This window comes from Pseudomonas sp. 5P_5.1_Bac1 (assembly GCF_025466015.1).
In the GTDB taxonomy this organism is placed as follows: Bacteria; Pseudomonadota; Gammaproteobacteria; order Pseudomonadales; family Pseudomonadaceae; genus Aquipseudomonas.
In genome coordinates, this window is sequence record NZ_JANLNX010000007.1 from 86,458 (window position 1) to 105,558 (window position 19,101).

The 19,101-nt window shown below is 60.9% G+C and carries 21 protein-coding genes; 17 read left to right on the forward strand and 4 right to left on the reverse strand.

Annotation, left to right across the window (positions count from 1 at the left end; translation table 11 throughout):
* Window positions 1-28: 28 nt before the first annotated feature.
* The 15 genes from NTD82_RS01470 (at window position 29) to NTD82_RS01540 (ending at window position 13,443) form a co-directional block, all read left to right on the forward strand.
* Window positions 29-1,153: an FAD-dependent oxidoreductase gene (locus tag NTD82_RS01470; protein WP_175651457.1), complete on the forward strand. Its 1,125-nt coding sequence runs from the start codon at window positions 29-31 to the stop codon at window positions 1,151-1,153.
* A 61-nt stretch (window positions 1,154-1,214) separates the two neighbouring features.
* Window positions 1,215-1,547, forward strand: a complete 333-nt coding sequence (locus NTD82_RS01475) for a Rieske (2Fe-2S) protein (RefSeq protein ID WP_262127505.1) — start codon at window positions 1,215-1,217, stop codon at window positions 1,545-1,547.
* 488 nt (window positions 1,548-2,035) lie between these two features.
* Window positions 2,036-3,034, forward strand: a complete 999-nt coding sequence (locus tag NTD82_RS01480; RefSeq protein ID WP_177454436.1) for an ATP-grasp domain-containing protein — start codon at window positions 2,036-2,038, stop codon at window positions 3,032-3,034.
* A gap of 73 nt (window positions 3,035-3,107) precedes the next feature.
* Window positions 3,108-4,247, forward strand: a complete 1,140-nt coding sequence (locus NTD82_RS01485; protein ID WP_262127506.1) for a trypsin-like peptidase domain-containing protein — start codon at window positions 3,108-3,110, stop codon at window positions 4,245-4,247.
* Window positions 4,248-4,317: 70 nt separating this feature from the next.
* On the forward strand, window positions 4,318-5,445 hold the full coding sequence (locus NTD82_RS01490) for a phosphoribosyltransferase domain-containing protein (RefSeq protein ID WP_095156873.1): 1,128 nt from the start codon (window positions 4,318-4,320) through the stop codon (window positions 5,443-5,445).
* Window positions 5,435-6,193, forward strand: coding sequence for a trehalose phosphatase (locus tag NTD82_RS01495; RefSeq protein ID WP_262127507.1), 759 nt, complete (start codon window positions 5,435-5,437; stop codon window positions 6,191-6,193). The genes NTD82_RS01490 and NTD82_RS01495 overlap by 11 nt, the downstream gene beginning before the upstream one ends.
* On the forward strand, window positions 6,186-7,280 hold the full coding sequence (locus tag NTD82_RS01500) for a cysteine protease StiP family protein (RefSeq protein WP_262127508.1): 1,095 nt from the start codon (window positions 6,186-6,188) through the stop codon (window positions 7,278-7,280). The genes NTD82_RS01495 and NTD82_RS01500 overlap by 8 nt, the downstream gene beginning before the upstream one ends.
* Window positions 7,280-8,230: an HpcH/HpaI aldolase/citrate lyase family protein gene (locus NTD82_RS01505; protein ID WP_095156875.1), complete on the forward strand. Its 951-nt coding sequence runs from the start codon at window positions 7,280-7,282 to the stop codon at window positions 8,228-8,230. The genes NTD82_RS01500 and NTD82_RS01505 overlap by 1 nt, the downstream gene beginning before the upstream one ends.
* Window positions 8,227-8,940, forward strand: a complete 714-nt coding sequence (locus NTD82_RS01510) for an HAD family hydrolase (RefSeq protein ID WP_095156876.1) — start codon at window positions 8,227-8,229, stop codon at window positions 8,938-8,940. The genes NTD82_RS01505 and NTD82_RS01510 overlap by 4 nt, the downstream gene beginning before the upstream one ends.
* 2 nt (window positions 8,941-8,942) lie before the next feature.
* On the forward strand, window positions 8,943-9,533 hold the full coding sequence (locus NTD82_RS01515) for a TerD family protein (RefSeq protein WP_095156877.1): 591 nt from the start codon (window positions 8,943-8,945) through the stop codon (window positions 9,531-9,533).
* Complete coding sequence (locus NTD82_RS01520) at window positions 9,530-10,687, forward strand: TerD family protein (RefSeq protein ID WP_262127509.1); 1,158 nt, start codon at window positions 9,530-9,532, stop codon at window positions 10,685-10,687. The genes NTD82_RS01515 and NTD82_RS01520 overlap by 4 nt, the downstream gene beginning before the upstream one ends.
* Before the next feature lie 50 nt (window positions 10,688-10,737).
* On the forward strand, window positions 10,738-11,187 hold the full coding sequence (locus tag NTD82_RS01525) for a tellurite resistance TerB family protein (protein WP_095156879.1): 450 nt from the start codon (window positions 10,738-10,740) through the stop codon (window positions 11,185-11,187).
* A 44-nt stretch (window positions 11,188-11,231) separates the two neighbouring features.
* Window positions 11,232-12,236, forward strand: a complete 1,005-nt coding sequence (locus tag NTD82_RS01530; protein WP_177454443.1) for a TerC/Alx family metal homeostasis membrane protein — start codon at window positions 11,232-11,234, stop codon at window positions 12,234-12,236.
* Between the two features lie 21 nt (window positions 12,237-12,257).
* Window positions 12,258-12,833: a TerD family protein gene (locus tag NTD82_RS01535; RefSeq protein WP_095156881.1), complete on the forward strand. Its 576-nt coding sequence runs from the start codon at window positions 12,258-12,260 to the stop codon at window positions 12,831-12,833.
* Between the two features lie 31 nt (window positions 12,834-12,864).
* Window positions 12,865-13,443: a TerD family protein gene (locus tag NTD82_RS01540; protein WP_095156882.1), complete on the forward strand. Its 579-nt coding sequence runs from the start codon at window positions 12,865-12,867 to the stop codon at window positions 13,441-13,443.
* A 108-nt stretch (window positions 13,444-13,551) separates the two neighbouring features.
* Here the strand turns inward: NTD82_RS01540 and NTD82_RS01545 are convergent, their stop codons facing one another.
* From NTD82_RS01545 to NTD82_RS01555, 3 genes are all read right to left on the reverse strand, one after another.
* The gene (locus NTD82_RS01545; RefSeq protein WP_262127511.1) at window positions 13,552-14,802 is read right to left on the reverse strand and encodes a VWA domain-containing protein; all 1,251 of its coding nucleotides are present in this window, start codon (window positions 14,800-14,802) and stop codon (window positions 13,552-13,554) included.
* 130 nt (window positions 14,803-14,932) lie between these two features.
* Window positions 14,933-15,832, reverse strand: coding sequence for a DMT family transporter (locus tag NTD82_RS01550; RefSeq protein ID WP_095156884.1), 900 nt, complete (start codon window positions 15,830-15,832; stop codon window positions 14,933-14,935).
* 36 nt (window positions 15,833-15,868) lie between these two features.
* On the reverse strand, window positions 15,869-16,495 hold the full coding sequence (locus tag NTD82_RS01555) for a glutathione S-transferase family protein (RefSeq protein WP_262127512.1): 627 nt from the start codon (window positions 16,493-16,495) through the stop codon (window positions 15,869-15,871).
* Window positions 16,496-16,580: 85 nt separating this feature from the next.
* Between NTD82_RS01555 and NTD82_RS01560 the strand changes: the two genes are divergently transcribed.
* A complete protein-coding gene (locus NTD82_RS01560; RefSeq protein ID WP_262127513.1) occupies window positions 16,581-17,438 on the forward strand; it encodes an AraC family transcriptional regulator in 858 nt (285 codons plus the stop codon).
* A 15-nt stretch (window positions 17,439-17,453) separates the two neighbouring features.
* Here the strand turns inward: NTD82_RS01560 and NTD82_RS01565 are convergent, their stop codons facing one another.
* Window positions 17,454-18,248: a hypothetical protein gene (locus tag NTD82_RS01565; protein WP_262127514.1), complete on the reverse strand. Its 795-nt coding sequence runs from the start codon at window positions 18,246-18,248 to the stop codon at window positions 17,454-17,456.
* A gap of 71 nt (window positions 18,249-18,319) precedes the next feature.
* Between NTD82_RS01565 and NTD82_RS01570 the strand changes: the two genes are divergently transcribed.
* Entirely contained in the window at window positions 18,320-19,033 is a 714-nt protein-coding gene (locus NTD82_RS01570) for a conjugal transfer protein TraX (RefSeq protein ID WP_262127515.1), read from the forward strand.
* Window positions 19,034-19,101: the final 68 nt, after the last annotated feature.

The window sequence follows — 19,101 nt, forward strand, 5'->3', positions numbered from 1 at the left end:
CCACACAACAAGAACAAAGGATTCACGCATGAGCGATATCAACAAAGTACTGATCGTGGGCGGAGGCATCGGTGGCCTTTGCGCGGCGATTGCACTGCGCCGCCAAGGGATCGAGGTCGATCTGGTGGAGATCAAGTCCGAGTGGACGGTCTACGGCGTCGGCATCATCCAGCAGAGCAACGTGGTCCGGGAAATGGCCCGCCTCGGGGTGCTGGACCGGTACCTCGACGCCGCCTATGCCTTCGAGGACGTCGGGATCTACGACCTGCAGGGCAAGGCCCTGGCGCGCATCCCCGGACAACGCCTCGCGGGGCCGCAATACCCCGCCAACGTCGGCATCTCCCGGCTGGCCCTGCATCAGGTCTTGAGTGATACCGCCATCGAACTGGGCACCCAGGTGCGCCTCGGTGTGACGGTGGAAACGTACGAAGAATTCCCACGTGACCTGAACGTCACGTTCACCGACGGCAGCTCAGGCCGCTACGACCTGATGGTCGGCGCCGACGGGGTGTATTCGAAGGTTCGCGGCATGCTCTACGGCGACACCTACACTCCGCGGTTCACCGGGCAGGCCGTGTGGCGTTACAACTTCCCGCGCCACCCCTCCATCGACCACCTCGCCAGCTACACCGGCGCCGAAGGCAACGCCGGGCTGGTGCCGCTGGCCGACAACCTGATGTACATGTTCTCCACCTCCCACGAGCCGAACAATCCCTGGTACGAGCAGGATCAACTGGCCGCCACCATGCGTGACCGTCTTGCCGGTATCGGCGGGCTGGTGGGCGAGTTGCGCGAGCAGATCACCGACAACAGCCAGGTGATCTACAAACCGATGGAAGTGTTGTTCGTCGATGATCCGTGGTTCAAGGACCGCGTCGTGCTCATCGGTGACGCGGCCCACGCCACCACCCCGCACCTTGGGCAGGGCGCCGGCATGGCCATCGAGGATGCGCTGGTGCTGGCCGAGGAACTGTTCGGCGAAGGCGACCTGCGCACCCGCCTGCAACGGTTCATGATGCGGCGTTTCGACCGCTGCAAATACATCGCGGAAAACTCGATCATGGCGGGTGAGCGGGAGATGGCGAAGGATGCCGCTTTCGATCGCATCGGCCTGACCAAAGCCATGCTGGCGCGCACTGCCGAGCCTATCTGATCCTGAGCGCGGCACTGCTGGCAGTGCCGCATTTCTGTTCGCCAGATGCGAGAAGCCAGCCGTGGCCACATTTCTTTGCCACCGTGAGCAACTGCTGGAGGGACAGGCCCGTGGCTTTGATCCTTGGCAGCAGGGGCGCGACACGGTCATCGCGCTGCTGTGGCAGGGTGAGGTGAAGGCTTACCGCAATCTTTGCCCCCACCTCGACGTTGCCATGCAGTACCGCAAGGACCGCTTCATGTCGGGTGATGGCCGTCACATCGTCTGTTTTGCCCATGGTGCGTTGTTCGATCCCGCCGACGGTGCCTGCCTGCTCGGGCCTTGCCTGGGGCAGGCGTTGCAGGCGCTGGTAGTGACGGCGGACGGCGACCTGAACCTGTGGATTCAGGCCTGAGCGTGTCTGTCCAACGTTGCCGCACCCTTGTGATGGGGCTTCAGCCAAATCAGGCAGAGCCCCGTAATTACGTCACACAAGGGCAGTTACACTCCTCCTGCTTCAGGTCGCGTTGACCTGTTTGATCTGAAAGACCTCTTCTGGTGACGGGAACGCTGGCAGTTCAAATCTGCTCAGAGACCCCATCTCTTGGCTCATTGCTCATTCGCGACTTCTTGATCTCGGTATTTATTTTCTGGGTACCAGTAGAACTTTCCGACTCACATCCATCTAAGAGTCGATTGTCGGGTGATGGGTAATCGCCAGTATGCCGTGGTTCTCGTTGTACACATTCAGTGGCAAAGTGTTCCTGCTCGACCAGGCGCACCGCGTTGACAGGTTGAGTAGAATGCTCGCCGGTAAAGAGCTGCTGACGTCAGTCAGTGCTTTTTCCTCGGTTTCAATCAGCGGCTGCCACTGTTCAGAACAAAACATTGAGGATCTACATCTTGATCTGGTTTCTTGAAGGACAGTCCAGTCAGCGTGACATTATTCTGGGCGCCCGTGATGCACTTCCTTCTGAAGTGAAAATCTTCGCATCGCATCGTCAGGATCGTCCGGAAATCACCAGCATCGCTGATGTAGCCTTTATGGAGCCCAAGGACGATCAGCAACGTATCGACTGGATTATCCAGACGTCTGAAGCCCATGGCATCAAGGTGATTCTGGCAGGAAGGGCAGGGCGTATCCATGAGGCTGAGCGGCATCGTTTCGAGTCCGCCGGCCTGAAGCTCGTCACTGGCGGCCTGTCATTGGAAACCTTTGATCTTGTCGACGACAAGAGCAGGTTCACCGCCGAGGCCGAGAAGGCCGGATTGAACTGTGTTCCGGCGATCACCGTGAACAATGCCCGTGAACTGGTGAATGCCTACGAAATTCTCCGGGCACAGGGCGAGGTCTGCGTGAAGCCTGCGGTAGGCATCTATGGCCAAGGTTTCTGGCGGTTCAAGGAGTCGGTCGATCCATTCCGCTGCTTCGCCAACCCTGATGCACGGGATGTTGATTTCGAGACCTATCTCGCGGCATACAGCACCCAGGCCGACCGACCACCGATGCTTGTGATGCCTTACATGAACGGCGCGGAGTGTTCTGTCGATATGGTGTGTGAGGCTGGGCGTCCCGTTGCCTATGTTGGCCGGCGCAAACAAGGCCTGCATCAAACATTCGAGAGAAATTCCGCTGCAGTTGAACTCGCGCTGAGCGCCGCTGCTCACTTCAAGTGCGATGGTCTCGTCAATGTTCAGACACGGGATAACACTGTTGGCGTTCCGCATCTGCTGGAAATCAATCCGCGTTATTCCGGGGGCATCGGATATACGCGCCACACAGGTATCAACCTCCCTGGAATCTTCGCCACTCGACAACTTGGTTTACCCGAGCCTGCGACCGATTGGCAGGCAAACATCAGAGTCAAAGCTGTTACCGTTGCGGTGCCGATCGCGAACTGATATTTAACCCAATGCAAGCTCGATATCATTTCGACATGAGTTGGATGGATTCAACATCAAGGAGCGTTCAGGAATGATCGCGTTAGCGCCTGGCGCGAATATTACTCTGGGATCGGCTCAGTGTTCCTGGACTATCGAGTGTGCGAATACTTCTGCTTTTGGGGAGCACGCTGCGATCGCACTGCTCCCTACGGATGACAAGCGTCACTCCAAAGGCGAGCCTGCTCTGTTCCACCTTGAGCAGCCCTGGATGGATTGGGTCGGCAGACCTGAGCGCCCGGGTTGTACGCTGAAGCTCGCCACGCTGCCTGCGGGTGCGGACCGTTTGCTCCTTGTGGTCTACACCTTCTCTGCTGCCGGCCCGGTCAGCGAGCTTCGTTCGTTGCGGCTGCAGCTTGACGGTCAAATCGAGTCCCATGTGGATCTCAGCGCGAATGGTGAATCAGCCATCATCATTGGCGAATTCTATTCTCGTAATCAGTCTTGGAAGTTCCGGGCGTTGGCGGAAGGCTCTGCTTATGGGCTATCGGCCCTGGGGCGCAGGATAGGCCTGGACATCGACGATGCCCATCCTCATCGGCGCTCGTCGCCTTCCGATGCAAACCGGGCACGTAGCAGCGCAACCGGGACCGGGTTTGCGGTAACCACCACACACATCCTCACCTGTGCACATGTCATTGAAGACATGCAGGAAATCCATGTTTCTTCGTTCGAGGGAAGGCACCGTGCCGAGCCAGTGGTAGTGGATCGCCGCAACGACCTGGCACTGCTGCGGGTGCAGAACTCGCCGTTGCTCAAGCCCGCCTCATTCCGTGATGGCGCGCGTTGTGACCTGGGAGAACCGGTCGTAGCACTGGGCTTTCCCTTGGCGGGGCTCGCCGGTGGCGGTATCCATGCGACCCAGGGCGGAGTATCGGCACTGTTCGGCTTGCACAACGACGCCAGCGTATTGCAGTTCACCGCCCCCATTCAGCCAGGCTCCAGTGGCAGTCCGCTTTTTGATACTTCGGGTGCTGTTATTGGAATGGTGACTTCCACGGTACCTGACGCACAGAACATGAATTTCGCGGTGAAGGCCGGGCTCACTTTGGCTTTCTTGAATGCGTGTGGCATCCAGGCTCTTCGATCTGACTCCGACACTACCTTCACTACCGCGCAGATCACCCGCGAGGCGCAGCATGGCCTATGGAAAATCGAAGCGCGTAACCCTTAGCAACACTTGAGTTGAACCCCAGGAAAAGAGGTGTCAGGTCACCGACCTCGCACCCGATCAGGAAGCAGTCATGGAAAGCAACGTAGTACCCACATCCCTTAGCGCTCAACTCACGCGGGGAGTGCTCGAAGTCAATGTTGACGACGCTGTCCTGACGCCAGCCGAGTTGTTCGGCTTTGCCGAGCGCCGAAACCCCAAACGCGCATTTCTTTTTGTTTCAAAGGTGCTGGGGCGTCATATACCCGTGCGTCCGTCCATCATGCGCGCTTCTTTCGAAAGCCTGGCAGCTGAAATTCCGGCTGATCTTCCGGGGCCGGTGCTGGTAATCGGCATGGCCGAAACTGCGGTGGGCCTGGGCGCCGGTGTACACCGCGCCTACAGTGCGACACGCTCGGACACCGTGTATCTGGTCAGCACCCGCCATCCGGTGGGCACCGAGTTGTTCACCCGATTCGAGGAAGAACACAGCCACGCCAGTGCCCATCTCATCCACCTGCCTGTCGATCCGGACCTTCGGGAGCGCATGCTCAAGGCTCGATCACTGGTACTGGTTGATGACGAAGCCTCAACCGGAAAGACGTTCGTCAATTTGCACCGTGCCCTTGTCGATGCTGGCTTGAGTCATATCGAGCGGGTGGTGACCTGCGTGCTGACGGACTGGTCGGTGGGTGCTGCGCAGCAAATCATCGGAGCATCGGCAAGCTCGGTCGCGCTCATGAAGGGGTCTTACCAGTTTCATGAGGACCTGCATGCCCCTTTGCCGGACATGCCGGACGTCGGCACTGTATCGATGGGCGACTGGCCGCTGTCGCCGGATCGCGATTGGGGACGTCTGGGTGTGAGCCATGTGGAAGATAGCCTTGCGCCTGACCTGCAGGTTCGCGCCGGTGAGCGCATCATCGTGATCGGTACCAGCGAGTTTGTCTGGCGTCCGTTCCTGCTGGCTGAGCGCCTGGAGCGCGCGGGGGCCGATGTTCATTTCAGCTCCACTACACGCTCTCCCATCGCCATCGGCCATTCCATCAAGCATGCGCTGTCGTTTTCCGACAACTATGGCCTTGGTATCCCGAACTTCCTCTACAACGTCGAGCCCGGTCAGTTCGACCGGGTGCTGATATGCACGGAAACACCACTGCCGGCGGTTTCGGCGGAGTTGGTGGCTGCCCTGGGCGCGGAGGTTGTCGTCGATGGCCAATAATCGCCCGCTGATCTTCGTTGACCTCGATGACACGTTGTTCCAGACCGCGCGCAAAATGCCGGAAGGGACGCCGAGAACGTCGGCGACCCTCGATGTGAACGGTCAACCCAACGGCTACATGAACCCCGTCCAGTATGCGTTCGTCAACTGGTTGCTGGACTGCGCCGATGTCGTTCCGGTAACGGCCCGCAGTGTCGAGGCGTACAGTCGCGTGAGCCTGCCGTTCACCCAGGGCGCCATTTGCTCGCACGGCGGTACCATGCTGCGCCGCGACGGCTCGCTTGATCAGGATTGGCACACGCGGATGAGCGATGCCCTGGGAGCATTTCAGGACCGCTTGCCGTTGCTGAGCGAGGCGACGTTGCAGATCGGCGAGGAACTTGGCCATTCCCTGCGTGGCTGGGTGGTGGAAGAGGAGGGGCTGCGCCACTACGTGGTGACCAAACATAACGAATCCGATGACGCGGTGCTGGCTGATGTGCTGGCCCACGTCCAGTCCCGGGGTTTGCTGAAGGGCATGCATGTCCATGGCAATGGCAACAACCTTGCGTTCCTGCCTGAGCACCTGGCCAAACGCATGGCTGTCGAGGAATGGTTGCGCCGTGATCGCGACGTGAATGGCGAGCGACCGGTATTGGGTTTTGGTGACAGCATCACCGATCTTGGATTCATGGACCTCTGTCACTGGTGGGCAACGCCGTCGCGCAGCCAACTGGCCGGTGCCGTGGAGAAAATGATCCGTGACTGACCTTCTCGCAAGCCTGATGACCGTGGGCAGCGGTAGCTACGCATCGGCAGACGTGCATTTTCTCCTGCAGGCCATGCAGATGCAGGTTACAGACGTCGAGGAAAAGGAGCGCCTGATCCAGACGAAGCAGAAACACTATTCAGACATGATCGGCATGGAGCATGTGCCGACGGCCATGCATATGACCCTTTATGCGCGAGCGCTGGCCCAGAACGGCAAACGCATGGCAACGGATGTTCAGGCGCTGGCCCAGGCACTGAATGCCGCTTGCCACGGTCCGTCCATTGCCTTGGTTTCCTTCGTTCGTGCCGGCCTGCCGCTGGGTGTCCTGTTGCGTCGTGCACTGACCGGAATGGGCCGCGATGCCCATCACTATGGCGTCAGTATCATTCGTGACCGCGGGATCGACCGTGTGGCCCTGGAGGCAATCATCCAGGCGCATGGCGCCGAGAATATCGTCTTCGTCGATGGCTGGACCGGGAAGGGAGCCATTTCGGGCGAGCTCAAGCGAACCCTGGCCGGGGACGATCGCTTTGCGCCAGAACCTCGCCTCGTGGTTCTGGCTGATCCCTGCGGACGTGCCTGGTTGGCGGCGTCCTCGGACGATTGGCTCATCCCCTCGGGAATTCTCGGGGCAACGGTCTCTGGCCTGGTGTCACGCTCCATCTGGCCAGCGCAGGGCGGACTGCATGGCTGCGTTGTCTACGACCACCTGCAAGCGCATGACGTGACCCGTGAGTTCGTCGACCAGATCGAAGTCGAGCGCCGCACGTTGGGCGAAACGTTGACTGCAACAGCCTGGACTGTTGAGCAGCGGCGGGAGCTGCAATTGGGCGCGGACGGTGTGGTGACAGCCCTTGCCGCTCGCTTTGCCATCAGCAACCTCAATCGAATCAAACCGGGTATCGCCGAGGCCACCCGGGCGGTCTTGCGCCGCGTGCCTGAACACGTGCTGGTACGCAGCCGCGATGATGAGGACGTCCAGTTGCTGATGCACCTGACGGACAGCGCCGGAGTGACGGTGGAGGAAGCGGGTGCAGAGTTGGGGCCTTATCGCGCGGTGACCATTATCCGGAGCGTCAACTGATGAGGGTGATTTCCCCGTTCGCCCTGGGCGCGACGCTTTATATGCCGGCCACTCGTGGTGACATGCTCGAGGTGGTGTTCGGCGCCAAATTTCCCGAGCTGCGTTCTCTCGTTGTTTGTCTGGAAGATGCCGTATCGTCAATCGATGTCGAGAGCGCGCTGGAGAACCTCAAGACGCTGCTCCTGGCCATCAATGCCTGTGGTGGGCGTCCCGAGCATGGGCCGCTGCTCTTCGTCCGACCGCGTGATGCGGCAATGGCCGCCATCCTCAATGACTGGCCTTTGATGAAGCACGTCGATGGTTTCGTCGTGCCGAAGCTGACCCTGCTGTCGCTCCCGGCATGGGAGCAGGCGATCAGCAATCCGGACCTGTACCTGATGCCAACCCTGGAAACCGCTGACGTCTTTAACCCGGGTGCCATGGTGGAGTTGGGGCAAGCGCTCAAGTCCAGCCTGAACCAGCGGATCATCGCGCTGCGCATTGGTGGCAACGACCTGATGGGTTGCCTGGGACTGCGTCGCAATCCTGTGACCACGCTGTACAGCACGCCGATGAGCTACGTCATTCCCATGCTCGCCGGAATCATGGGGGCGCAAGGTTTCGCGCTGACGGCGCCGGTGTTCGAGCAACTGGCCACGCCGCTGTTGTTGAAGGAGGAGCTGGAACTGGATATCTCTCATGGGTTAGTTGGAAAAACCGCCATCCATCCCAGCCAGATCAGCCTCATTCAAGACGCGCTCCGGGTCAGCCTCGAAGATCTCAATTGCGCCCGGCTGATCGCCAATGACGTGGCCCCTGCCGTTTTTCGGCACAACGATGCCATGTGCGAGCCAGCCACGCATTACAAGTGGGCGACGAACATTCTCGAACGCGCCAAATGGCACGGGGTCAAGCCCGCGGAAGCGGGTGGCGGCGAACCCGGGTTCCGTCTCGCGGAGATCAATGGATGAGTCTGGATATGCTCGAAGCCGGCCCGGAAGGGGCAAAGGTGCTCTCGGTATTCGACTTCGATGGCACGCTGACCCGGCACGATAGCTTCGTCCCGTTTCTGCGCTTTGCCTTCGGCAAGCGTGAGTTTTTACGCCGTGTCCTCAAGCTGGTGCTGCCCGGCCTCAGGTATGTCATGCGAGGCATGACCCGGGATGAACTCAAGGCTCATCTGATCAGTGCTTTCCTGACCGGCGTGGAGGCTTCCTGGTTGAGAAGCCGGTCCGTGGCGTTCTGTGAACACAGTTGGTCTGGACTCATGCGCCCGTCCGGCCTGCGCGCGGTGGAGTCCGAGCTGGCCTCCGGCGCCGAGGTCACGCTGTGCTCGGCGTCGCCCGCGCTGGTGCTGCAGCCCTTTGCGAATCGCCTTGGGGTCAAGCTGATCGGCACCGAGCTTGAAGTGATTGATGACCGTTTGACCGGCCGAATCAACGGCAACAACTGCCGCTGTGAACACAAGGTCCTTCGGCTCGAAGCGGTCTACGGCCCATTGACCCAATACCGCCTCAGGGCCTGGGGCGATACCCGTGGCGACCACGAACTGCTGGCCGCCGCCCAGGATCCTCACTGGCGTCATTTTCACCCTGCGTGGCGGCGATCCCGCGCGCAATTTGGCAAAGCCGGGAACCTACCCGACTCTCAACGGAACACCAAAGATCAACATGGAGCGTAAGCATGGCACTCACCCTGAGCAAAAATCAGAGCATCTCGCTGGAGAAAACTGCCGGCACTGGCTTGACCTCGGTCAGCCTGGGGCTGGGTTGGGATCCCGTGAAACCGACAGGCTTCTTTTCCAAGCTATTGGGTGGTAACGAATCGATCGATCTCGATGCGTCGTGCATCGTTCTGGACGCTGGCCTGAATCCGGTTGATGTGGTCTGGTTCCGTCAGTTGCAGTCCCGGGACGGCTCGATCAACCATTCCGGCGACAACCTCACGGGCGAAGGCGATGGCGACGATGAAACCATCTACGTCGATTTGCAGCGCCTGCCTGCCACCGTTCATTACCTGGTGTTCACCGTCAACAGCTTCCGCGGGCAGACCTTCGAGCAGGTTCAGAATGCCTACTGCCGCGTGTTGGACCAGTCCACCAACAAGGAACTGGCGCGTTTCAACCTGGCCGAGAAAGGCGGGCATACCGGTGTGGTAATGGCCAGCCTCAGCCGTGACAGCGGTGGCTGGCAGTTCAAGGCCATCGGCCAGTCCACCAATGGCCGTACTGCCGAAGAGCTGGTCGACCTGGCCATCCGGGCGGTGCGCGGATGACTACCCTGACGCCTGGTGGTAATGCGCCGGTAGCCTCCGGCCAACTGCGTGTCGATATCAATTATTCGCCCATTCCTGGTGCTGATATCGATGTTTCCGCCTTCGCGCTGGGCAGTGCGGGCAAGGTCCGTGGTGACGGTGACATGTGCTTCTATGGGCAGACCGGCATTCTCGGTGGGGCGATCCAGTTGAGTGCGACCTCGCCGGGGCGGGCCGAATTTACCCTGGATCTCGCACGTCTCGATACGTCCGTGGAAAAAGTCGCCCTGACGGCGACCATCCACGAGAACAAGGCGAGCTTTGATCGTGTGTCCACGCTGTCGCTGGCGGTCAGCGGTGGTATCGAAGCACAGATTCCGACCCGTGGCATGAACGAGACAGCGCTGATTCTCGGCGAGTTCTATCTGCGCCAGGGGTTGTGGAAATTCCGCTGCGTGGGCCAGGGCTTTGCCGGCGGCCTGGAACCACTGGCCAGGCATTTTGGCGTCGAGGTCGCGGCGCCGGCGAGCCCGGCTCCGGCTCCGGTCCCGCCGGTACCTGCCGCGCCGAAGTCCTCGGTCAGTCTCAGCAAGGTCACCCTGGATAAAACCCGCTCCAGCATCAGCCTGGAGAAAACCGCTGCCGGTTTCGGCGAAATCAAGGTCAACCTGAACTGGCACCGTGGCAGCGGCGGCGGTTTCTTCAGCCGCAACAAATCCATCGACCTGGACGTAGGCTGTCTCTACGAACTTCAGGATGGTGAAAAAGGAGCGGTCCAGGCGCTCGGCAACAGCTTTGGCGATCTGGACTACGCACCCTTCATCCAGCTCATGGGGGACGACCGCACAGGATCGGTCGCCGGTGGCGAATGGCTGCATATCAACGGCAAGAAGTGGAGCGAGATTCGCCGCATCCTGATCTACGCCTTCATCTACGAAGGTGCGCCCAACTGGCGGGCTACCGACGGTGTCGTCACGATCTTCGTTCCCGGTCAGCCGGAAATCGAGGTTCGTCTCAATGAAGAAGGCGGCAGCCTGGGCATGTGCGCGATCGCGATGCTCGAGAACGTCGGCGGAGGCGTCAAGGTTACCCGCCGGGTCGACTTCCACCAGGGTCACCGCAAAATGGACGAAGCCTACGGCTGGGGCATGCGCTGGTCCGCCGGCTCGAAATGAACAACTGATCCAGCGCAGCCATCTGGCTGCGCTGAACGAGGGAACAAGCAATGCTCGAGTGGCTTAAAACCAACGCGGCGAAAGCCCGTGAAACCTTGACGACCGAAGTCGGCAAGATCAAGAACCGGTCCTTCATGGAGGCCGCGGCCAATGCCTGTGCACTGATTTCCGCTGCCGATGGCGAGATCAAGTCTGAAGAAAAGATGAAGATGGCTGGCTTCATCAACAATTCGCCTGAGTTGAAGGTCTTCAACCTCAACGATGTGATCAAGGTATTTACCGATGCCTGTGGCAAGTTCGAATTCGACTTCCAGATTGGCCAGGCTGAAGCCCTGAAAAGTATCAGCAAGATCAAGGGCAAGGATGCCGAGTCTCGCCTGCTGGTTCGCGTTGCCTGTGCCATCGGTGCATCCGATGGCGACTTCGATGCAAAAGAAAAGGCCGCCTGCCGCCTGATCTGTCTTGAGCTGGGTCTGAACCCGGCTGATTTCGAACTCTGAGGAACTGAAACGTGGAATCTCATATCGGCTTCCCACCGCTGACCATGGCGGTCTTTGTCGGCATCGCGCTCGGCGCGCTACTGCTGGACATGGTTACTCACCGTAATGACAAGCCAATCACCCTGGCCGGTGCGTCGATCTGGTCGCTGTTCTGGGTCGCGATTTCCCTCGCCTTCGCCGGTTTTCTGTACGTCCAGCATGGCCCTGAAGCTGCCAGCCTTTTCGTTACCGGCTATGCGCTGGAGAAGGTGCTGTCTGTAGACAACCTGTTCGTGTTCATGGCCATTTTCGCCTGGTTCAAGGTTCCGGATGGCTTGCGTCACCGCATCCTTTACTGGGGCATCATCGGCGCCATCGTTTTCCGTGGCGTGTTCGTGGCCATCGGTACGGGGCTGCTGGCCTTCGGTCCGTGGGTGGAAATCGTCTTCGCGCTGATCGTCGCCTGGACCGCAGTCATGATGCTCAGAAGCGGCGGTGACGATGAAGGCGAGGAGGACTACTCCCAGCATATCGCCTACCGTTTTGCCAAGAAGCTGTTCCCGGTATGGCCAAAGCTGTACGGCCACAACTTCTTTGTCAGTCGCAAAGCGCTCGAAGTGGAAATTCAGAAGCCCGAGAACAAGGGCATGAGCCTGGCTGCCAAGGGTGGCATTTTCGCGACCCCGCTGTTCCTCTGCCTGGTAGTGGTCGAGGTTTCGGACGTCCTGTTCGCGTTCGACTCGGTTCCGGCGGTCATCGCCGTGAGCCGCGAGCCCCTGATCGTCTACTCCGCCATGCTGTTCGCGATCCTCGGCCTACGGACCCTGTACTTCGTTCTGGAAGCGCTGAAGCGTTATCTGGTACACCTGGAAAAAGCGGTTATCGTGCTGCTGTTCTTCATCGCAGCCAAGCTGGGCCTGAACGCCACCGATCACCTGTTCCACCATGGCATCAGCATCGATCCGAACACTAGCTTGCTTATCGTGATGGCCGTTCTGGTCATCGGCATCCTGGCCAGCGTAGCCTTCCCCGAAAAGGAAGATACGTCGGCTGACAGCAGTAATCAGTAGCAATCACAAGGAGTTGTATTCATGGCACTGACTCTTCAAAAAGGCGGCAACCTGTCCCTCTCGAAAACCGATCCGAGCCTGACCAAGATTCTGGTCGGCCTTGGCTGGGACCCGCGTGCTACCGATGGTACCGAGTTTGACCTGGACGCCAGCGCCTTCCTGCTGGGCGCCAGCGGCAAGGTTCGCGGCGAATCCGATTTCATTTTCTACAACCAGCTGAAAAGCCTGGACGGTTCGGTCGAGCACACTGGCGACAACCGCACGGGTATCGGTGAGGGTGATGACGAAGTGATCAAGGTTGACCTGAGCCGCGTTCCGGCTGACGTCGACAAGATCGCGTTCACTGTCACCATCCATGACGCCGAAGCCCGCAAGCAGAATTTCGGCCAGGTCAGCAATTCGTTCATCCGCATCGTCAACGAGGTCACCGGCGCCGAAGTGGTTCGCTATGACCTGGCAGAAGACGCTTCGGTGGAAACCGCGATGATCTTCGCGGAACTGTATCGCAACAATGGCGAGTGGAAATTCCGTGCAGTCGGTCAGGGCTACGCCGGTGGCCTGCGTGCGCTGGCCAACGGCTACGGTCTGAACTTCTGATCGCCCCCTCAACTGAACAAGGAATCACATCATGGCTGTAAGTTTGTCCAAGGGCGGTAACGTCTCGCTGTCGAAAGAGGCACCAGGCCTGAGCGAAGTCATCGTGGGCCTGGGCTGGGACCCTCGCGTTACCGACGGCACTGAGTTCGACCTCGATGCCTCCATCTTCATCACCGGTGAAAGCGGCAAGGTGCTGAACGACAGCAGCTTCATCTTCTACAACAACAAGAAGTCGGCCGACGGTTCCGTCGAGCACCTGGGCGACAACCGCTCGGGTCAGGGCGAAGGCGATGACGAACAGGTTGTCGTGAAACTGACCAGCCTGGCTGCTGAAGTGAAGAAGCTGGTCTTCGCGGTCACCATTCACGATGCCGATGGTCGCAAGCAATCCTTCGGTCAGGTTTCCAACGCCTACATCCGTGTGCTGAACAAGGCTGATGGCAAGGAAATCGCGCGCTACGACCTGTCCGAGGACGCCTCCACCGAAACCGCAATGATCTTCGGTGAGCTGTATCGTCACAACGACGAGTTCAAGTTCAAGGCGATCGGTCAAGGTTTCGCCGGTGGCCTGAAGCCGCTGGCTGAAGCCCATGGCGTAAGCATTGGCTGATGCTCCCGATTGGCCTGAGTCCCGGTTAGGGATTTGAGTCAAACTCGGAGTTTCCAGAGAATCCGATACCAGCTCCTGGTATCGGATTTTTTATGTCGACTCACCCGGTCAACGAATGATGTTTTTCGCGGTGGCTTCCTTGAGCCAGCCGGGGAACTCCTCCATCAACTGGTCGTAAAGCTGCTCTTCCGAGATTTGCTGGAGGTCGTCCAGCGCGAAGAAACCGCAGTTATCGACAACGCGTCCCTTCATGTCGTCGAGCTTTTCGAGGATGCCGTAACCGTTTCCGCCCAGGCCGACGAACTGCCAATACAGCGGCAGCTTCGCCGCTTCGCTCATCAGTGCGGTGATCTTGCGATTCTCGTGCACGCCGCCATCACTGATGAACAGCACATACACCGGGGAGCGATCGTTGGACGCCAAGTAGTGCTGCATCACCTGTTCCATCACCTTGGGCTCGTCGTTGACCCGGCTGCCCAGGTCCCAGTCGCGCCAGCCGCCCTTGTCACGGGCGATGAAGTCCTTGTAGTTGGCGAGGGTGATCTCGGACAGCTTCTGCGGCCTGGAGGCGAACGCCCAGCAATCGATGGAGCCATCATCATCGAAGTGGACAGCCAGTGGCAGCAGACGGTTGACGACTTCCTGCACCCGCCCCTTGGAGTACTGGCCGTTCATCGAGCCTGATGCATCGAGTACCAGTGCCACGCGAGCCTTTACATGGGTGAGCTTGGCCTTTTCCAGACTGACCTGCGCCTTCTTCGCCAGGCTGAGCAGTTGCGGGGCTGCGGCCGCGACCTTTTTCTCCAGTGACACCGTGGACTGGATGACGGCAGGCGGTGCGACAGGTTCATCAGCGACCTCTCCACCGAAATGCTTCACTAGCGCCCCGAGGCCTTCGTTGAAGCCTTGCAGGTTGGACGCGAGTCGCCATTGCCCGTCCTTGCGGTAGATGTCCGCCACCATGATGGCTTTCTCGCCACTGAACGTGCTGGCGCTGAACGGGCAGGTGGCAACCACTTGCCCGGCACTGTTCTTGATGTTGAACAAACTTGGCTGGATGTCACGCATCGCGCCATGGCCGTCGATGGCGGCGGTGAACACCAGGCGGTCGATCGAGGGCGGCAGACTGCCGAGGTTCAGCGCGAAATCGCCAGGTCCGGTCTGGCGCACGCTGTTGCACGGCGTGGTGGGCTGGTTGAAGAAGGTCATGTAGCGATCATCGGACAGTTGGCCACGAGCATCCAGGCCAAAGCAGGCGAGATCGATGGTGTGCGGCGAGTGAATCTGGATCGAGAACGACAGGGTGTGATCCTGGATGAGGTTCGACAACGGCACACGTTGTCCTTGGCTGATCTGCATGAAGCACTTCCTTGAATGATCGAATAGGTCCTGGGGGCCGGGCGCAATAATAGCCTGTCATCGGGCGCGCTGCGCAGATCAGGCGCGGCCCCATGAACAGGCTCCCGGCGTGGTCGGTAGCAGACCTTCGTCAGACCTCCCCCGTCACCGATCGCACCTTTTCCGGCGGCTTCAACGAGCCGATATACACCGCCACCACCGTCAGCAGCGCACCGCCGATCTGCAGGGCGGAGCTGGCTTTGTCGAGGAACACCACGTCGACGAAGTAGGTGATCACCGGTTCCAGCAGCAGGATCAGGCCGGCGAGGCCGAGGCTGATGAAGCCGATGGAGCGGTTGACCATCAGCCAGCCGACGAACTGCACCATGACGCCGTAGATCACCAGCATCAGCAGGGTCTGGCCGTCGACGATGGCCAGGCTTTCTCCGGTCAGCAGGGCGTAGCCGAGCATCACCAGGCCGGCCCAGATGCTCAGGTTGAGCATTTGCGCGATCTTGTCGCCGCCGCTGTCAGGCAGGTTGCTGGCGGCTTTGAGGTAGTAGACGCAGATGGCGTAGGCCAGGCCCGAGGCGATGCCGAAGATCACGCCTTTGGTGCCGAGGCTGCTGCTCATTTCCGGGGCCAGCAGCAAGTACAGGCCGAAGAACGCCAGGACGATGGCGATGGCGAAGTTCAGCGACGGCTTTTCCTTGAGCAGGTAAAGGCCGAGCAGGGTCATGAAGAACACCTGGCAGTTGGTCAGGATCGAGCCGATGCCGGGGCCGACGATGTAGATGCTGTGGTGCCAGAGGATCAGGTCGATGGCCAGGAAAACCCCGGCCAGCGCGGTGAGTATCACGGCCTTGCGGCTGGGAAGGCGCACCGGGACCTTGCGCCATTTCAGGCTGAGGTAGAACAGCACCGAGGCGAACAGCATGCGGTAGAACCCCGCACCGCCCGCGCCGATGTTGGCGAAGGCCACGGCCAGCGCCGAGAGGCTGAGCATCAGGCCGCCCAGGGTCAATTCAAGTAAAGCGCGTTTGTTGTGCATGACAGTGACTCGACGTTAAGCGTCTTTCAATCCGGTTCAGGGCCGGGTGGAGGCCAGTTGCAGCCAGGTGCGCACGGGCGGGTAGGCGAGGATCGCGTCGGCGTAGGCCTGCAACGGCGCCGGCAGGGCGATGCCGAAACGGCGGAAACGGAACACGATTGGCGCGTACATAGCGTCAACGATGCCGAAGTGCTCACCGCACAGGTAAGTGCCGTGGCCGCTGCGGGCACGCAGGTCGCCCCAGATCTGGAAGATCCGCGCGATTTCTTCGCGGGTTGCCTCGAGCAGCGGTTCGCTGGTATCGCCGGTGTTCAGGCCGAAGGACATCTGCGTGCGCAGGTTGACGAAGCCCGCGTGCATTTCCGCAGCGGCGGCGCGGGCGAGGGCGCGCAGGTCACGCGCGTCGGGCCAGAGGTTGGCCTGCGGGTGGGTTTCGGCGATGTACTCGGCGATGGCCAGGCTGTCGTTGATGACCAGATCGTCGACCAGCAGCGCCGGGACTTTGCCCGACGGCGACAGTTTGAGGATGTTGGCGTGGGTGTCGTCCTGTTCCAGCAGGACCTGAGGGGTTTCGAAATCGACCCCGGCCGCATTCAGCACAAGCCATGCGCGGAACGACCAGGAAGACTTGTTGAAATCGCCGATTGCCAGCTTGATTGCCATGGGTGTGAGCCGCCTGTTAGGTTTGAATGGAAATCAAACTTAACAAGCTGTTTCAAACGGCGATTGTACGAAACTGGACTGCGACATGAATGACAGGCCGCACAACCGCAGTGTTGAGCCCACCGGCGACTTCTCCCGATTCCTGCGCATCCCCGAAGGCCGCTGCGAGTTGCTCAGCGCCCGCTACAGCAATCAGCACTTTGGCCGTCATTCCCACGACCGCTATGCGCTGGGGGTCATTACCCAGGGCGTGGAAAAACTCTATTACCGCGGCGCCAATCACCTCGGCACGGCCGGCACGGTGGTGACCCTCACGCCCGGTGAAATCCACGACGGCGTGCCGGTGGACGAGGCCGGCTGGGTCTACCGCATGCTCTATATCGAGCCGACGTGGCTGAACGATGTGGTGCTGCAAGGGCGTGGCGGCACCAATCATGTGCACTTGTTCCGCGAGCCGATGGCCCATGACCCGGCCCTGGCCAGCGCCCTGCTCACGGCCCACAGCACCCTCGCGGCTTCGGCCCTGCCGCTGGAGCGCGAGACGGTGCTGATCGAGGCGCTGGCCGGGTTGTTCCAGCGCCACGGTGTAGAGCTGGCCGGGCAGGGGCGCTCCGAGCGCGACGCGGTGCGGCGGATTCGCAGTCGGCTGGACAGCGAGCTGGAGCATAACCTTTCGCTGGAAACCCTCGGCCTGGAAGCGGGTATGGACCCGCTCTACCTGATCCGCGTGTTCAAGCGCGAGGTGGGGGTGGCGCCGCACAGCTACCAGATCCAGAAACGGGTGGCGCGGGTGCAGGCGCTGCTGCGTGCTGGCATGGACCTGGCGGAAGCCTCGGTGGCGTGCGGCTTCTTCGACCAGAGCCACATGGCCAGGGCCTTCAAGAAAGTCGTCGGGGTGACGCCGAAGGCCTTTCGCGACGGCCTGTTTCGCGCCGCGAGATAAGCCGTCGGCACCGGCTCACGGCTGCGGGTTGCTCCACCAGAAGGAAGGGTATTCGTCGAGCGGGTAGCGGTTGCCATCGTAGCGCAGGGTCTTGCTGACCGTGCGCGACACCGGCTTGGCGTAGCCACTGCTGACCTGGGCCTGGACGATCAGGTCGGCGTAGCCCTGCGACTGCTGCGTGCCAACGCTGAAGGTCAGGGTGGCCTGCTCCATTTCAAAACCTTCGCTGCAACTGACGCCTTTCAGGGTGGTCCAGTTGCTCAGGTGGGTGGTGAGTACCGGGCGCAAGCCATCGGCGTCGGGCACCACGAGGGTGAGCAGGTTGCTGTAGCCGGCATCGGGGCAACTGGCGCCGCGGGCGGTGCTGGTCATGACCACGCCGAAGGCGCGTACTTCGGGGGCGAGGCGATAGCGGGCGGTGTCCAGCCACAGGCTATTGGCGCCGACCTCCAGCTCGGCATCTTCCGCCATGTCCTGGTCGAGGCGTTCGCGCAGCCGCCCGCTGTCGGTATCGACTTTCGCCACCAGCAGGTGCGGGCTGCGTTCGCCGGGCGGCTGGTGATCGTCGGCGTCACGGTAGGCCACCGCGACCACCGACAGCGCCGGGTCATCAGGCCAGCGCTTGCAGGCCGCCGCAAGCAGTGGGCCGTCACTGTCATCGGTCGGCGTGGTCCAGCCCTGCTGTTGCAGTTGGGTGGCCAGCGAATCGAGCAGTGGCTGCGGGCAAGGTTGCGGTTCTCGCGCCACGGCATCGGCGAGCGGCAGCAGGCAGAGCGTCAGGATGGGCAGGAGGCGGGGTGGACGGTCCATGTCGGGTCTCGATCAGCACGAAGGGTCGCGTATGCTACAGCGCTGATGGCCAACCCGCGAAGGAGCATTCATTGGCTCGACCCGTCCGCTCGGCTTCCCTTGATCTGCTGAAGTGGCTGGCAATCGTCACCATGGTCGGCGATCACCTGCGCTACCTCTGGCCCGAGCAGCATTGGCTGTTTGTGGTGGGGCGGCTGGCCTTTCCGTTTTTCTGCCTGGCGATTGCCGCCAATGTCGCCCGTGCGCTTCCCGGCACGCTGTTCACCGCCGTCAACCTTCGCTATCTGGGCTGGTGCCTGGGTTTTTCGCTGCTGTCGGAGCTGCCGTACCGCTGGCTGGACAGCGGCTCGCCGACCCTCAACGTGATGCCGACCCTGACCCTCGGCCTGTTGGTCGCCTGGGGTGTGCACCACCGCACGCGGCAGGCCGGGCTGCTGGCGCTGGCGGCGCTGCTGGTCGCGGTCTTCACCAGCGACCGGTTGATGTACGGATGGCCGGGGGTGTTGCTGCCGGCGGCGTTCGTCCTGGCCTTGCACGACCGGCGCTATATGTGGCTGGCCGGCGCGCTGGCGGTGGGCGGCAACCTCACCAATGGCTGGATCTTGCACAACGCCTTGCAGCCGATATCGATCGTGGTCCTGGCCACGGCGTTTCTGTGCGCGCCGTTCGGGCTCGGGCTTCTACGCATGGACGTGCGCCGTGCTGTACGCCCCGTCGGGCGCTGGGGCTATGCCTTCTATCCGCTGCACCTGGCGGTAATCAAGCTGTTGAGCGTTTTTAGTTGACTGCGGGGATGACCGCCCGCGTTTCCCTTGGCTATGATGCACCCCCTCGTTCCCACTAGCCGTGCACT